The organism is Stenotrophomonas sp. ZAC14D1_NAIMI4_1 (assembly GCF_003086775.1).
Taxonomy (GTDB): domain Bacteria; phylum Pseudomonadota; class Gammaproteobacteria; order Xanthomonadales; family Xanthomonadaceae; genus Stenotrophomonas.
This window is the reverse complement of the sequence record NZ_CP026001.1, coordinates 3,528,048-3,543,304: the sequence shown is the minus strand read 5'-3', so window position 1 is coordinate 3,543,304 and position 15,257 is coordinate 3,528,048. Positions and strand designations below refer to the sequence as shown.

Annotated in this window: 13 protein-coding genes; 6 read left to right on the top strand and 7 right to left on the bottom strand. The window is 67.7% G+C overall.

Going from position 1 to position 15,257, the window contains the following annotated elements; genetic code table 11:
- Nucleotides 1-29: 29 nt before the first annotated feature.
- The 4 genes from C1927_RS16250 to C1927_RS16235 are packed head-to-tail and all read left to right on the top strand — an operon-like array spanning nucleotide 30 to nucleotide 2,653.
- Entirely contained in the window at nucleotides 30-881 is an 852-nt protein-coding gene (locus tag C1927_RS16250; protein ID WP_108747227.1) for an alpha/beta hydrolase-fold protein, read from the top strand.
- A gap of 29 nt (nucleotides 882-910) precedes the next feature.
- A complete protein-coding gene (locus C1927_RS16245) occupies nucleotides 911-1,855 on the top strand; it encodes an alpha/beta hydrolase-fold protein (RefSeq protein WP_108747226.1) in 945 nt (314 codons plus the stop codon).
- Nucleotides 1,856-1,868: 13 nt separating this feature from the next.
- On the top strand, nucleotides 1,869-2,303 hold the full coding sequence (locus C1927_RS16240; RefSeq protein ID WP_216821156.1) for an SMI1/KNR4 family protein: 435 nt from the start codon (nucleotides 1,869-1,871) through the stop codon (nucleotides 2,301-2,303).
- Complete coding sequence (locus C1927_RS16235; protein ID WP_079222883.1) at nucleotides 2,300-2,653, top strand: DUF2750 domain-containing protein; 354 nt, start codon at nucleotides 2,300-2,302, stop codon at nucleotides 2,651-2,653. Before C1927_RS16240 ends, C1927_RS16235 begins: the two co-directional genes overlap by 4 nt.
- A gap of 428 nt (nucleotides 2,654-3,081) precedes the next feature.
- On the opposite strand, the gene C1927_RS16230 is transcribed toward C1927_RS16235, so the two are convergent.
- Nucleotides 3,082-3,504, bottom strand: coding sequence for a response regulator (locus tag C1927_RS16230; RefSeq protein ID WP_108747225.1), 423 nt, complete (start codon nucleotides 3,502-3,504; stop codon nucleotides 3,082-3,084).
- Between the two features lie 232 nt (nucleotides 3,505-3,736).
- Here C1927_RS16230 and C1927_RS16225 point away from each other — a divergent pair, with 232 nt between their 5' ends.
- On the top strand, nucleotides 3,737-4,048 hold the full coding sequence (locus C1927_RS16225) for a zf-TFIIB domain-containing protein (protein WP_108747224.1): 312 nt from the start codon (nucleotides 3,737-3,739) through the stop codon (nucleotides 4,046-4,048).
- 39 nt (nucleotides 4,049-4,087) lie between these two features.
- On the opposite strand, the gene C1927_RS16220 is transcribed toward C1927_RS16225, so the two are convergent.
- The 6 genes from C1927_RS16220 to C1927_RS16195 all read right to left on the bottom strand — a co-directional run bounded on the left by C1927_RS16220 (nucleotide 4,088) and on the right by C1927_RS16195 (nucleotide 11,065).
- The gene (locus tag C1927_RS16220) at nucleotides 4,088-4,600 is read right to left on the bottom strand and encodes a GNAT family N-acetyltransferase (protein ID WP_108747223.1); all 513 of its coding nucleotides are present in this window, start codon (nucleotides 4,598-4,600) and stop codon (nucleotides 4,088-4,090) included.
- 68 nt (nucleotides 4,601-4,668) lie between these two features.
- On the bottom strand, nucleotides 4,669-5,619 hold the full coding sequence (locus C1927_RS16215; RefSeq protein ID WP_108747222.1) for a copper resistance protein B: 951 nt from the start codon (nucleotides 5,617-5,619) through the stop codon (nucleotides 4,669-4,671).
- On the bottom strand, nucleotides 5,616-7,418 hold the full coding sequence (locus tag C1927_RS16210) for a copper resistance system multicopper oxidase (protein WP_079222878.1): 1,803 nt from the start codon (nucleotides 7,416-7,418) through the stop codon (nucleotides 5,616-5,618). Before C1927_RS16210 ends, C1927_RS16215 begins: the two co-directional genes overlap by 4 nt.
- A gap of 58 nt (nucleotides 7,419-7,476) precedes the next feature.
- Nucleotides 7,477-7,857, bottom strand: coding sequence for a CopL family metal-binding regulatory protein (locus tag C1927_RS16205; RefSeq protein WP_079222877.1), 381 nt, complete (start codon nucleotides 7,855-7,857; stop codon nucleotides 7,477-7,479).
- 230 nt (nucleotides 7,858-8,087) lie between these two features.
- Nucleotides 8,088-9,893, bottom strand: coding sequence for a DNA helicase RecQ (recQ, locus tag C1927_RS16200; RefSeq protein WP_108747221.1), 1,806 nt, complete (start codon nucleotides 9,891-9,893; stop codon nucleotides 8,088-8,090).
- A gap of 623 nt (nucleotides 9,894-10,516) precedes the next feature.
- Nucleotides 10,517-11,065: a Dps family protein gene (locus C1927_RS16195; protein ID WP_079222875.1), complete on the bottom strand. Its 549-nt coding sequence runs from the start codon at nucleotides 11,063-11,065 to the stop codon at nucleotides 10,517-10,519.
- An 86-nt stretch (nucleotides 11,066-11,151) separates the two neighbouring features.
- Here C1927_RS16195 and hrpA point away from each other — a divergent pair, with 86 nt between their 5' ends.
- The gene (hrpA, locus tag C1927_RS16190) at nucleotides 11,152-15,234 is read left to right on the top strand and encodes an ATP-dependent RNA helicase HrpA (protein WP_108747220.1); all 4,083 of its coding nucleotides are present in this window, start codon (nucleotides 11,152-11,154) and stop codon (nucleotides 15,232-15,234) included.
- Nucleotides 15,235-15,257 lie beyond the last annotated feature (23 nt).

The window sequence follows — 15,257 nt, the reverse complement described above, 5'->3', positions numbered from 1 at the left end:
TCGGCATCTTTCCCAGGACGGGTTGCTCCATGCGCTTGATCGTGCTGTCGCTGTTGTTGTCCGCCGTCGCTGCTACGCCGCTGTGGGCTGCCGAGCCGGCACCGGCTGCACAGGCAGCGCCGGCCACGCCGCTGGTGATCGGTGAAACCTTCACCCTCGAATCGAAGGCGCTGGGCGAAACCCGCCGCATCAACGTGTACCGTCCGCAGCCCTGGGGCCTGGACCCGAAGACACCGTTGCCGGTGCTGTACATGCCTGACGGTGGCATTGGCGAGGACTTCCTGCACGTGGCCGGCCTGGTGCAGGTGCTGAGCGGCAACGACAGCATGCGCCCGTTCCTGCTGGTGGGCATCGAGAACACCGAGCGCCGCCGCGATATGACCGGCCCCAGCAGCGACCCGGAGGACAGGAAGATCGCACCACGCATCGGCGGCTCGGCGGCCTACCGCGCCTTCCTGCGCGATGAACTGATGCCGCAGGTGCGCCAGCGTTACCCGACCACCGACGAGCGCGCCCTGATCGGCGAATCGCTGGCCGGCCTGTTCGTGGTGGAAACGCTGCTGCAGGAACCGACCCTGTTCAACAGCTACATCGCACTGGACCCGAGCCTGTGGTGGAACAAGGGCGCGCTGCTGGCCTCGGCACCGAAGCTGCTGCCGGCGGTGGCCAAGGCCACGCCGCGCGTGTTCCTGGCCAGCAGCGGGCAGCCGGAGCTGGCGCAGACTGCGCGGCAACTAAGCACGCTGCTGCACGGCGCCTCGCCCTCGTTGCAGGTCGACTATCAGCCGTTCCCGCAGGAAACCCACGGCACGATCTACCACCCGGCGGCGCTGCAGGCGCTGCGCACGCTGTTCCCGGCGCACCCGCCGGCGCAGCCTTGATCGCGCCGATGGCCACAGGAGAAACGCGGATGAAGCACGGACGTGGATGGAGTGCGCTGATGTGCCTGGCACTAGCCGGGTGCGCGATGTCGGTGCCACCACCGGCGGCGCAGGACACACCGAAGCAGGATCCGGCAACAGCCACCGCCACGCCTGGCGTGGTGCTGTCCGATACCGAAGCGCTGCGCGTGCACGACCCGGTCGGTCGCGATTACCCGATCTGGGTTGCGCTGCCGGCCGACTACGCCGCACACCCTGAAAAGCGCTACCCGGTGCTGTATGTGACCGATGCGCTGTACAGCTTTCCGCTGGTGCGCAGCGTGCGCAACCTGGTGGGGCAGCAGGGCGTGAACATCGAGAACTTCATCCTGGTCGGGCTGCCGCCGCAGGAAGGCCTGACCTCCAAGCAGAGCCGCTCGCGTGATTACACGCCCAGCAATCCCGTGCGGAGGGCTGACGGTTACTACAGTGATGACGTCACCTACGGCGGTGCCGAGCATTACCGCGACTTCCTGGCCGCAGAGGTGCTGCCGATGATCGACGCGCGCTACCGCACCGATCCGGCGCGACGTGCGTTTGCCGGCCATTCCTATGGCGCGTTGTTTGGCGCTTATGTGCTCACCACCCAGCCGGATCTGTTCAGTACCTACATCCTGTCCAGTCCTTCTCTGTGGTTCGACGAACTGCTGCTGCCGCGCATGCAGGACAACGCCGTGGTTCCGGCACAGCCTACCCGCGTGCTGCTGTCGGTGGGCAGCTACGAAACGGTCAAGCCGGGGGCGCGCTATTCCACCGGCAACGACATGCTGCAGCAGGCCGCGGACTTCACTGCCCAGCTGCAGCGTGGTGGCCGCAAGCTGCAGGTGGACAACGTGGTGATCGATGGTGAGGACCACCTGACGGTCTACCCGCGGGTAATCACCCGCGCGCTGCTGGAGGTGATGCCGGGTGAGGGGCCGTACACCGGTGGCTGACGATCGTAGCGGCATGCCGATGCCCCCCGAACTGGTTGCCAGGGTAGAAGCCCTGCTGGCCGAACATCCCAGCCTGCGCGGGCAACCGGCAACGGACGCCGAGATCGAAGCGGCCCAGCAGATACTCGGGACCGTGTTTGCGCCGCAGTACGTGGCCTTCATCAAACACTTCGGCGGTTCGTTCGGCGGCGTGGATATTCACGCGTTCGCGAACGGTTCGTTGATCGGGCGTGAGACCGTGATCGAGCTGACCCTGGGGTTCCGTGAGCGTTACGGCGACGACGTGTCGGATCACCTGCGCACTGCACTGGCTGTTTCCGATGACGGTGCCGGTAATCCTGTTCTGATATCTGCCAGAGGTGAAATCATGCTTTACCTGCACGATGAGGGGGAGGTGGAGATGCTCTTCCCCTCGCTGTACGACATGATGAACGCGTGGCTGCCATGAGCCTGCATCTGACGGCCGACATGGAACTGCTGAAAGAGCGCTTCATCCGTCGCGTGCGCGAGCATGGCGAGGTGTGGGGCCTGCGCAGCGAGGCGCGCGGTTGGGCGTACTGCCCCTCCAATGACGGCGACGAGGACGTGCTGGTCTTCTGGTCCGACCGCGCGTATGCCGCACGGCATGCGGTGGACGAGTGGGCGGATTACGTGCCTACCGTCATTGCGCTGGAGGCCTTCATGCAGCGCTGGCTGCCGGGCATGCAGCGCGACGGTGCCTTGGCCGGTGTCAACTTCAATGCTGATCTGGCGGGCCTGGAACTCCGCCCCGAGGTCCTGCTGGAAGCGCTGCGGTAGATCCACGCCACGCGTGGATCAATGGGCCTTACGCCGCCTGCGCGTCCGGGCTGGTCGACGGTCATCCACGCATGGCGTGGATCTACTTCATTGTCCGGTAGATCCACGCCACGCGTGGATCAATGGGCCTTACGCCCTCTGCGCGTCCGGGCCGGTCGACGGTCATCCACGCATGGCGTGGATCTACTTCAGTGTCAGTAGATCCACGCCACGCGTGGATCAATGGGCCTTACGCCGCCTGCGCGTCCGGGCTGGTCGACGGTCATCCACGCATGGCGTGGATCTACTTCATTGTCCGGTGGATCCACGCCGCGCGTGGATCAATGGGCCTTAAGCGGCCTGCGCGTCCGGGCTGGTCGACGGTCATCCACGCATGGCGTGGATCTACTTCAGTGTCAGTAGATCCACGCCACGCGTGGATCCGGGCTTCAGGCGGCCTGCGCGTCCGGGCCGGTCAACACGCCGGCATCGGCGTGGCGGAAGCACAGCCGGATGGCGTCGAGCAGCTCGCTCATGTTGTACGGCTTGGGCAGGAAGTGGATGCCATCGCGCAGCTGCGGCAGCACCGCGTGCTGGTCCATGCCCGAGGTGACCAGGATCGGCAGCTGCGGGTACAGGCCGCGCACGTGGTTGGCGGCCTCGATGCCGCTGACCAGGCCGAGGTTGACGTCGGTGAACAGCAGGTCGAAGCGCTCGCCGGCGGCCAGCAGGCCCAGCGCCGCTTCGGCCGAGCTCACGCCCACCACGTGGCACGCCTGGCTCTCCAGCGCCATGCGGCTCAGCTCGCGGGTTTCCTCGGCGTCCTCGATCAGCAGGACGCGGGGCTCTACGTGGCGCTTGGACAGCAACATGACGCGACAACTCCGGACAGCGTTTGGTGAAAAGGCGCGCAAGTATGCTCGACCGTGGGGTGATCCCGGCGTGCAGGGTTGGCTAATACGGCGTTACAGCACGCTTTGGGCGCAGTTGCAGGCTTAATACGACAATGGCGGACCGGGCGGCGGCCCTGTGCCATCGGTCATGTTGCCGGACAGTCATCGGTGCACAGGTAGAGTCGAGGGCTGACCAACAGGAGCGACGCCCATGCAGTGCCCCGTGTGTACCACCCAGACCCTGCAGATGGCCGAGCGCCACGGCATCGAGATCGATTACTGCCCGGGCTGCCGTGGCGTGTGGCTGGATCGCGGCGAGCTGGACAAGATCATCGAGCGTGCCGGCGCTGCAGTGCCGGCCCCGGCCCCGGTGCAGGCCGCGCCGCAGGTCGCGCCGCCGCCGGTGATGCATCGCGATACCCGCCATCTTGGCCAGCGCCAGGATGAGCACCGTGGGCAGTACGGCCACGGTTACAAGAAAAAGAAGAAGGAGAGCTTCCTGTCGGAGCTGTTCGACTTCTGACGCTGTTTGTAGAGTCGAGCATGGCTCGACTCTACAGATCTACGGCCGGCGCAGGATGAACTCGCGGTCCAGCGTGCTGCCGACGATGAAGTCGTACTCGCCGGCCTTCTCGCAGCCATAGCGCGCGTAGAAGCGCTGCGCGGCGAAGTTTTCCTCCCACACGCCCACCCACAGGGTGCGGTGCCGGGGCTGGTCCAGCCAGGCGATGAACGCATCCATCAGGCGCGCGCCATGCCCGCCGTTCTGGTGGGCGGCGAGGATGTACAGCCGCTTCAGTTCGATGTCGCCCTCGCGTGCATCGGCATGCGGCAGGGTGTTGGCACCGGCGGCCAGGTAGCCGACCACGCGCTCGCCATCCAGCAGCAGCCAGACCGCGCTGCGCGGGTCGGACAGTTCCTCGCGCTGCGGCGCGATGCCGTAGTGGTCCTGCAGGAACACGTCCAGCTCCTGCGGCGGGTACGAATCACCCCAGGTTTCGGTGTAGGTGGCAATGGCGATGGCCGAAAGCGCTTCGGCATCGGCCAGGGTGGCGCGGCGGATCTGCAGGGACATGGCGGTGTGTGGAATGGAACGCGGCGCAGTGTAGCTGGCCCCGGCAGTTGCCGGGGCCGTGCAGTGCGTCAGAACCACATGCGCACACCGGCCACCCAGCGCGTGTCGCGCGCGTGGTCACCGGCATGGTCGGCAGCATCGCCGAAACTGCGCTCATGGCTGATGCCGATGTAGGGCGCGAAGCGGCGGCTGAACTCGTAGCGCAGGCGCAGGCCGGTCTCGACCTTGTTCAGGCCGCGGCCGATGCCGTGTTCCGGTTCGTCCTTGGCTGCCAGCGTCGCTCCCACCAGCGGCTGCAGGATCAGCCGGTTGGTCAGCAGCACCTCGTAATCCACTTCGGCCTTGGCCAGCACCTGCCCGCCGGAGCCCAGGTAGAGCGTGGCCGAGCTTTCGAACTTGTATGGCGCCAGGCCTTGGATGCCGATGGCGGCCCAGGTGCGCGAATCGGCCGGGCGGAAATCCTGGCGCACGCCCACCAGCACGTCCCACCACGGCGACACGCTGCGGCCGTACAGCGCTTCCAGCGATGATGACTCGGTACGGCTGCCACTGCGTTCGCCCTCGCTGCGCAGCCACAGGCGGTTGATGTTGCCGCCCATCCAGCCGGTGGCCTCCCAGGCCTGGCCGTCACCGTTCCTGCCGTCCCAGTGTTCCAGGCGATCGATCAGCAGCAGGCTGTTGATGTCCGGGGCGTGTTCCATGGCGCCATGGTCGATGGGCGGGAACGCGGCGGCGCGGTCGGCATCGGTGGGCACCGGAATGGGTTCGCGCGGTTCGCTGGGCGCGGGCATGGGCATGTCGTGGCCCATCGCCGAATGATCCATCTGCGAATGATCCATCGCGCCATGGTCCATGCTCGAATGATCCATCTTCGAGTGGTCCATCTTCGAATGGTCGACCGGCGCCTTTGCGGGCGTGGCCATGTCATGGCCGGCATGCGCGTCATGCGACTGCGCGAACGCGGGCAGGGCAGCGGCCAGGCCCAGGGCCAGCAGGCTGCGGGAGAGGTGACGGCTCATTCTTCGATCCTCACTTCGCGCATCATGCCTGCTTCCATGTGGTACAGCAGGTGGCAGTGGTAGGCCCAGCGGCCGAGCGCATCGGCGCGCACGCGGTAGCTGCGGCGGGTGCCCGGCGGCATGTCCACGGTGTGCTTGCGCACCTGGAACTCACCCTGTGCGTTTTCCACGTCGCTCCACACGCCGTGCAGATGAATCGGGTGCTGCATCATCGTGTCGTTGACCAGCACGATGCGCATGCGCTCGCCGTAGTTCAACCGCAGCGGTTCGGCGCTGGCGAAGGGAATGCCGTCGAACGACCAGGCGAATTTCTCCATGTGCCCGGTCAGGTGCAGCTCGATCTCGCGGCTCGGCTCGCGGCCATCGGGGTCTTCGAACAGGCTGTGCATGGCGCCGTAGGTGAGCACCTGGCGGCCGTTGTCGCGCAGGCCGATGCCGGGGTCATCCAGCTTGGGTTCGCTGGCCGAGCTCTGCATGTCCACCAGCGGATTGTTGCGTTCGCTGGCCGGGTGCTTGGGTGCCTTGCTGGCGGGGGCATCGCCATGCGCGCCGTGGCCCATGCTGGCGCCGCAGCCGCCTTCCATGCCCTTCATGGCGGCCATGTCGTGGCCACCGTGGCCACTCATGTCATGGCCCATGTCGCTCATCGTCAGCAGCGGGCGCGGGTCGCGCTGCGGCACCGGTGCCTGCAGACCATGGCGCACGGCCAGGGTGCCGGCGGCGAAGCCGGTGCGGCCCATGTCCTGGCAGAAAATGGTGAAGGCGTCCTGCCCGGTCGGTTCCACCAGCACGTCATAGGTCTCGGCCGGTGCGATGCGGAATTCATCGATGCTGACCGGGTGGATGTACTGGCCGTCGGCGGCGACCACGGTCATCTTCAGGCCGGGGATGCGCACGTCGAAGTAGGTCATCGAGGCGCCGTTGATGAAGCGCAGCAGCACCTTCTCGCCGCTGCGGAACAAGCCGGTCCAGTTGCCGGCCGGGGCCGTGCCGTTCATCAGGTAGGTATAGGTGTGCGCGTTGACGTCGGAGATGTCGGTGGGCGTCATCCGCATGCGGCCCCACATGCCACGGTCTGCCACGGCGGCCGACCAGCCATCGCGGCGCACGTCGCGCACGAAGTCGGGCAGGGTGCGCTTGTAGTAGTTGTCGTGCTCGGCCAGCTTCTTCATGCGCCGGAACAGCGCGCCCGGGTCCATGTCGGTCCAGTCCGAGAGCAGGATCACGTGCTCGCGGTCGTGGTGGTACGGCGCCGGTTCGGCCGGGTCGATGATGAGCGCGCCATACAGGCCGGCCTGCTCCTGGAACATCGAATGGCTGTGGTACCAGTAGGTGCCCGACTGCCTCAGCTGGAAGTGGTAGTGGTAGGTCTCGCCGGGGCCGATGCCGTTGAAGCTGAGGCCGGGCACGCCGTCCATGTTGGCCGGCAGCAGGATGCCGTGCCAGTGGATGGAGGTGGGGTGGCGGTCGAGCGTGTTGCGCACGAACAGGTCTACGGTCTGGCCTTCGCGCCAGCGCAGGATGGGCGCGGGCAGCGAGCCGTTGACGGTGATGGCCGGGCGGGTACGGCCGGTGAAGTTGGCCAGCGACTCGCCGATGGCCAGCTCGATGCGGGTATCGGTCAGCACGGCGGGCGCGCCGGCCAGGCGCGGGGTGGCGCTGGCCGCGGCAAGCGCGCGCTGCGGCACGCCGATGGCGGTGGCGCCGGCCACTACGCCGCCAGCGGCCAGGCCCTGTACGAACAGGCGGCGCGACGGCATGGGCAGGCCGCCCGGGCCGGGGGGAATGCGGGTATTCATGGGGTGACTCCAGACACGGGAAGGCGCCGGCAGGAAGCCGGCAGCGGTACGCGTGGAATCAGCCGATGGGAGGGCGTGAGATGGGCGGCAGCGGCGGTGCCGGGCGGCCAGCGCCGGGCATCGGCTGCGGGGCCAGCGACAAGGCCGGGCCGGCCAGGAACGGCTGCGGCTGCACGGCCAGCAACGGGTGCTGGGCGCAGCTGCGCACGCAGTCCTTGATCTGGCAGTGGGCATCGTGGGCCGGAGCTTCGGCCTGGGGCGCGGGCTCGGCCTTCATGCCGGCGTGGTGATGGCAATCGCCCTCGGCCGCGTCTGCGGCGGCCATGGCGTGCGCCATCTGGCCCCTCTGCTCGTGCCCGCTGGCCATGGCCGCGTTCAGCCCGTTGAGCAACAGGCTGAGCATGAGCACGACGCGGAGCAGGGTCGGGGCGAGGGACATGGGCGTCAATCTAGCGGCAAGCGGCGCGCGATGCACTTCTTGCTGAATGGCGTGTTCAAGGTTGGAGCAGGACGAGGGACGGTTTCGTAGAGTCGAGCTTGCTCGACTGGGTGAGCGGAGCAGTCGAGCAAGCTCGACTCTACGGTCCAGCGGCAGCCGAGCATGGGCTCGGCTCTACAAAGGCATGCACCACGATAGGCGACGCAGCGCAGCGCGGCACGGTAGAACGGTCACCCTTCCTCGCGCACGATCTCCACCAGGCGCGGGCCGTAGCGGCTCAGCTTGGTGCCGCCGATGCCGCCGACCCGGGCCAGTTCGTCCAGGCTGGTCGGCCGCTGTTCGGCGATGTTGCGCAGGGTGCTGTCGTGGAAGATCACGAAGGCCGGCACGTTCTGTTCGCGCGCCAGCTCGCCCCGCAGGCTGCGCAGGGCGTTGAACAGGACCAGGTCCTGCGGCAGCACCGACAGGCCGGTGCGCTGCGCGCTGCGCTCGCGGCCGCCGCTGGTGCTGGCGGCATCGCGACGCATGCTGACCTGGCGGCGGCCGGTCAGCACGTCACGGCTGGCGTCGGTCAGGCGCAGGCCGCCATGGCCCTCGCTGTCCACTTCCAGCATGCTGGCCGCCACCAGCTGGCGGAACACGCTGCGCCACGTGCGCGCATCCAGGTCGCGGCCGATGGCATAGGTGCTCAGCTTGTCGTGGCCCTGCTGCTTGACCTTCTCGTTCTCGCTGCCGCGCAGGATGTCGATCAGGTGGCCGACGCCGAAGCGCTGGCCGCTGCGGTAGACGCAGCTCAGTGCTTTCTGCGCGGGGACGGTGGCATCCCAGGCGGCCGGCGGGGTCAGGCAGTTGTCGCAGTTGCCGCAGGGCTGCGGGTAGGTTTCGCCGAAGCCGGCCAGCAGCACCTGGCGTCGGCACTGCATGGATTCGCAGTAGCCCAGCAGGTGGTCCAGCTTGGACCGCTCCAGCTGCTTGCGCTCCTCGCTGGCCTCGGATTGCTCGATCATCTGCTTGAGCAGCACCACGTCGCCCAGGCCGTAGCACAGCCAGGCCTCGGCGGCCTCGCCATCGCGGCCGGCGCGGCCGGTTTCCTGGTAATAGCCTTCCATCGACTTGGGCAGGTCGGTATGCGCCACGAAGCGCACGTCCGGCTTGTCGATGCCCATGCCGAAGGCGATGGTGGCGCACATGACGATGCCGTCCTCGCGCAGGAAGCGGCGCTGGTTGTTGGCCCGCACTTCCGGCGGCAGGCCGGCGTGGTAGGGCAGGGCATTGAAGCCCTGGCCGCAGAGGAATTCAGCAGTCTCCTCGACCTTGCGCCGCGACATGCAGTAGACGATGCCGGCCTCGCTGCGGTGGCCGCGCAGGAAATCGGTCAGCTGCTTGCGGGCGTTGTCCTTCTGCACCACGGTGTAGCGGATGTTGGGGCGGTCGAAGGAGCTGACGAAGTGCCGTGCCTCGGCCAGGTCCAGGCGCTCGGCGATCTCGCGCTGGGTGGGCGGGTCGGCGGTGGCGGTGAGGGCGATGCGCGGAATGTCCGGCCAGCGCTCGTGCAGGACGGTCAGCTGGCGGTACTCGGGGCGGAAATCGTGGCCCCACTGCGACACGCAGTGCGCCTCGTCGATGGCGAACAGGGCGATGTGGCTGCGCGAGAGCAGGGACAGGAAGCGGCCGGTCAGCAGGCGCTCGGGGGCGACATAGAGCATGTCCAGTTCGCCGGCCAGCAGCTCGCGCTCGACGCGGGCGGCGGTTTCGCCATCCAGGGTCGAGTTCAGGTATTCGGCGCGCACGCCGAGCTGGCGCAGGGCTTCGACCTGGTCCTGCATGAGCGCGATGAGCGGGGAGATGACGATGCCGACGCCATCGCGCAGCAGGGCCGGGACCTGGTAGCACAGCGACTTGCCGCCGCCGGTGGGCATGAGGACCAGGGCGTCATGACCGGCAGCCACGTGCTCCACGATGTCCTGCTGGGGACCACGGAAATCGTCGTAACCAAAGACGCGTTGGAGCAGTTCGTGCGCGGGACGGGAAGCCATCCGGCTAGTTTACCTCCCGGAGGCGGCGGCAGGGCTGCGCCCTGCACCTGCAGAAGCCACGGCAAGGTCAAAGGCAACAGCTGGCTCTGGGGTGTCTGCTGGTTGGGCGGGGCGGTGTGGGCTTGCAGGACACGCCGTAAACCCCCCTCCGGGGTCCGGCCCAGCCGCTGGCGGCTGTGCGTTCGGGCGCTTGCGAAGCAGTGCTTCGCAAGCAAAGCGCCCTCACCCATGGGGGCTCGTAGGCGCCATCCATGGCGCCTGCGGTCCTGCAAGCCCACACCGCCCCACCCCCGACAGTTTCACGCGGCTGTTGGTGGGTGCCGACCGTTGGTCGGCACATCTGTCAGATATCGATATCCAACCCCGTGCCGACCAACGGTCGGCACCCACCTTCAGCAGCAGGTTCCGGCAGATCGCGGAAAACTGTCGAAGGCGGGGTGGGGCCGGTGGCAGGGGTGTGAGCCGCATGGATGCGGCGACCAAGCCCCCATGGATGGGTTTACGGCGTCCCCTGCCACCGGACCCACCCCGCCAACCCTCAGGAAACCCAGCTTTTGACGTTGATGTTGACGTTGATTCGGCAGGTGCAGGGCTGCAAGCCCTGCCGAAACCCCCCTCAACCCTTACTGGAGCAGGGAACGCAGCATCCAGGCGTATTTCTCGTGGGTCTGCAGGCGCTGGGTCATCAGATCCTCGGTCGGGGCGTCGTCGGCGTCGTCCGCCACATCCAGCACTTCACGCGCCGTACGGCAGACCGCTTCGTTGGCGACCACCAACTGGCGTACCATTTCCCGCCAGTCCGCACTGTCGGTCAGGCCCGGCTCCTCGGCGATCGAGGTCAGCGCAGCAAATTCCCGGTAGGAGCCCGGGGCATTGAAACCCAGCGCACGGATACGCTCGGCCACATCGTCCAGCGCCGCCCACTGCTCGGTGTACTGCGTTTCGAACATCGTGTGCAGCGAGTTGAACATCGAACCGGTCACGTTCCAGTGGAAGTTGTGGGTCTTCAGGTAGAGCGTGAACGCGTCAGCCTGGAACCGCGACAGACCGTCGGCGATCTTCTTGCGGTCGCCCTGGGTGATCCCGATATCGATGTTGGGTGCCGACGGTGCCGCCGCTGCAAGCTTCTGCTTGCCGGTCTTGGGCTTGGTCGTGCTCTTGGTCTTCGCCATGGGGTTCCTCCTTGTGGAATCGTTGGCCTTCACAGTAAATCAGTCTCGATGACTGGTCGCTTTCAAAGTTTTGAACGAACCGATTGATGAACGCTATCGATAAAAATCCGCCGCCCCGCCTGCGCCAACAGCGCGCCGCCATTGACGGCGCCATGAGCCGCGACCGGGGCCGTTTGCTGGGAATGCTCTCGCGTTGCCAGGCCAAGCCGCAGGATGCGGCGCTGGCCGCTACCTTCGAGCAGGCCTTGCAGGCGTCGGTGCAGCGCCGGCAGGTACGGGCGCAACAGCAGCCGGCCATTACTCTGGACCCGCAGCTGCCGATTGCGCGTGAAGCCGAGGCGATCATCGGCCTGATCCGCGACCACCAGGTGGTGGTGATTGCCGGCGAAACCGGCTCGGGCAAGACCACCCAGCTGCCCAAGCTGTGCCTGGCCGCGGGCCGGGGCCAGGCCGGCATGATCGGCTGCACCCAGCCGCGACGGATTGCCGCACGTGCAGTGGCCAGCCGCGTGGCGCAGGAACTGCAGAGCGAGCTGGGCCAGCTGGTCGGCTACCAGGTGCGCTTCAACGACAAGGTCAGCGAAGACAGCCGCATCAAGTTCATGACCGACGGCATCCTGCTGGCGGAAATCGCCAGTGACCGCTGGCTTTCGAACTACGACACGATCATCGTCGACGAGGCGCACGAACGCAGCCTCAACATCGACTTCCTGCTGGGCTACCTGAAGCAGCTGTTGCGCAAGCGCCCGGACCTGAAGCTGATCGTCACCTCGGCCACCATCGACACCGAACGCTTCGCCCAGCATTTCGACAATGCACCGGTGATCAGCGTGGAAGGCCGCACCTTCCCGGTGGAAGTGCGCTACCGCGCGCTGGAAGGCGAGGGCGAAGACCAGGGCGAGCGCACCGTCAACGATGCCATCGTGTCGGCCATCGACGAGATCACCCGCCTGGATTCGCGCGGCGACGTGCTGATCTTCCTGCCCGGCGAACGCGAGATCCGCGACGCGCACCAGTCGCTGGAGCGGCGCAAGTACCGCAACACCGAGGTGCTGCCGCTGTACGCGCGGTTGTCCAACCAGGACCAGGACCGGGTGTTCAACCCCGGCCCGAACCGGCGCATCGTGCTGGCCACGAATGTGGCGGAAACCTCGCTGACGGTGCCGCGCATCCGCTACGTGGTCGACCCGGGCTTTGCCCGCGTCAAGCGCTACAGCCCGCGCAACAAGCTGGACCGCCTGCACATCGAGCCGATTTCGCAGGCCAGTGCCAACCAGCGCAAGGGCCGCTGCGGGCGTATCGCCGAGGGCATCTGCTACCGCCTGTACGCCGAGGCTGATTTCCAGGCGCGTCCGGAGTTCACCGATCCGGAAATCCGCCGCTCCAGCCTGGCCGGGGTGATCCTGCGCATGCTGCAGCTGGGCCTGGGCCGCATCGAGGATTTCCCGTTCCTGGAGGCGCCGGACGAACGTGCGGTGGCCGACGGTTGGCAGCAGCTGACCGAGCTGGGCGCGATCGATGCCGAGCGGCGCATGACCACCATCGGCAAGCAGATGGCACGCCTGCCGGTGGACGTGAAGCTGGCGCGCATGCTGGTGGCCGCGCAGGCCGCCGGCTGCCTGCGGCCGATGCTGGTGATCGCCTCGTTCCTGGGCATCCAGGACCCGCGCGAGCGCCCGCCCGAGGCCCGCGGTGCGGCCGACAGCGCGCATGCGCAGTTCGCCGATGGCCGCTCTGAATTCGTCGGTGTGCTGCGGCTGTGGGATGCCTACCGGCAGGCCCACGAAGACCTGACCCAGTCCAAGCTGCGCGATTGGTGCGGGCGCCACTTCCTCGGTTTCCTGCGCATGCGCGAATGGCGCGAGCTGCACCGCCAGCTGCGCCTGCTCTGCGAAGAACTGGGCTGGAAGGAAGAAACCAGCGATGCCTCGATGGCACCGTTGCTGGCCGGCAGCAGTGCGCCGGCGCCGGCGCGTGACGATGCGGCGGCGGTGAAGGCCACCCGTGGCCAGTTGCACCGCGCCGCGCGCCTGGCCCGCGAAGGCAAGGCCGAAGCCGCGCCGGCCCCGGTGGCCGTGCGCGCACAGAAGGAACAGGCCCCCGCCGGGGGCGGTTTCAGCGAACGCGTACGTGCGGCCGCCTACCAGACCCTGCACCGCGCACTGGTGGCAGGCCTGCCGACGCAGATCGGCCATCGCACCGAGAAAGGCGATTTCCAGGCCCCTCGGCAGCGCCGCTTCCTGCCGTTCCCGGGCTCGACGCTGTCCAAGCGCCCACCGCCGTGGCTGCTGGTGGCCAACCTACTGGATACGCAGAAGGTCTGGGGCATGACCCTGGCCGCAATCGAGCCGGACTGGGTGATCGCCGAGCTGCCGCACCTGCTGCTGCGCAAGCACTTCGACCCGCACTGGTCGCGCGCGCAGGGCCAGGTGCTGGCGTCCGAGCAGATCAGCCTGTTCGGCCTGGTGCTGGCACCGAAGAAGCCGGTGCACTACGGCCGCATCGAGCCCGGCGAAGCGCATGACATCTTCGTGCGGCAGGCGCTGGTGACCGGCGAGATCAACACCCGCGCCAGCTTCGTGGCCGACAACCAGAAGGTGCTGGAACTGGCCCGCGAGGAAGAGGCCAAGCTGCGCCGTGCCGGCATCGTCGCCGACGAGGACTGGCAGGCGCGCTGGTACCTGGACCGGGTGCCGCCGCAGATCCATTCGGCTGCTGGCCTGGATACCTGGTGGAAAGCACTGCCGCCGGAACAGCGCAGGACGCTGCACTGGTCGCTGGTCGATCTGCTGCCTGGCGAAGGCAGCGAGCAGGAGCGCTACCCGAAGTACCTGCCGCTGGGACAGGCGCGCCTGCCGCTGCATTACCGCTTCGAGCCGGGCGCCGACGACGACGGCGTGACCCTGGACGTGCCGCTGCACCTGCTCAATGCACTGGACCCGGTGCAGCTGGGCTGGCTGGCGCCGGGCTTCGTGGCCGACAAGGCCTCGGCGCTGATCCGCAGCCTGCCCAAGGCGATGCGCCGCAACTACGTGCCGGCACCGGATTTCGGCCGCGCCTTCTTCGAGGCGTTCCCGCAGCCCAGCGCCGATGCCATCAGCGGTGAACTGGCGCGCTTCCTGTCACGCGCGACCGGCGCGACGGTGACCGCGCTTGATTTCGAGCCCGGTTCGATCGAGCCGCACCTGCACATGAACCTGCGCCTGCGCGATGAGCACGGCAAGGTGCTGGCGACCTCGCGTGACCTCGATGCGCTGCGTGCGAAGTTCGGTGGCCGTGCTGGTGATGCCTTCGCTGCGCGGGCTGGCCGCGAGATGGCGGCCGATGGGCTGCGCACGTTCCCGGCCACGCCGATTCCGCTGCAGGTACCGGGTGAAGCCGGCGTGCCGGCCTATCCCGCGCTGCTGGACGAGGGTGACAGCGTGGCGCTGCGCATCTTCGCCGACCGCCAGCAGGCACAGGAGGCCCATCCGCTGGGCGTGCGCTGTCTGCTGGAGATCGCCCTGGCCGAGAAAGTGAAGCAGGCGCGCAAGCAGCTGCCGGTCGCGCCCAAGACCGGCCTGCTGTATGCGGCCATCGAATCGCAGGAACGCCTGCGTGGGGATCTGGTCGATGCGGCGATGAACGCCGTGCTGGCCGAAGGGCTGGAGGACATCCGCGATGCGGCGGCGTTCGAGCAGCGTCGCGACCACGCGGCCAAGGCGCTGTTCGGCGAGGCGATGTCGCGGCTGAAGCTGGCCGAGACCATCCTGGCGCTGGTGGCCGAACTGAAGCCGCTGCTGGAAGCGCCGCTGATGGGCTGGGCGCGTGGCAACCTGGACGACATGGAAGCGCAGCTGGTGGGCCTGATCCATCCCGGCTTCCTGCGCGATACGCCGGCCGACGCGTTGGCGCAGTACCCGCGCTACCTGAAGGCGATGATCCTGCGCACCGAACGCGCCAAGCGCGATCCGCCACGCGACCAGGCGCGCATGCTGGAACTGCATCCGTTCCTGGACGCGCTGCGTGCCGGTGATGAGCAGGGCCTGCGTGAGCGCCCGCAATGGCAGGCGCTGCGCTGGGACCTGGAAGAGCTGCGGGTATCGCTGTTCGCGCAGGAACTGGGTGCGCGCACCGGCATCTCGGCCAAGAAACTGGCACAGCGGGTGACCGCGCTGCGCCAGCTGTAAAGCGGTGGCGCCGGGCCATGCCC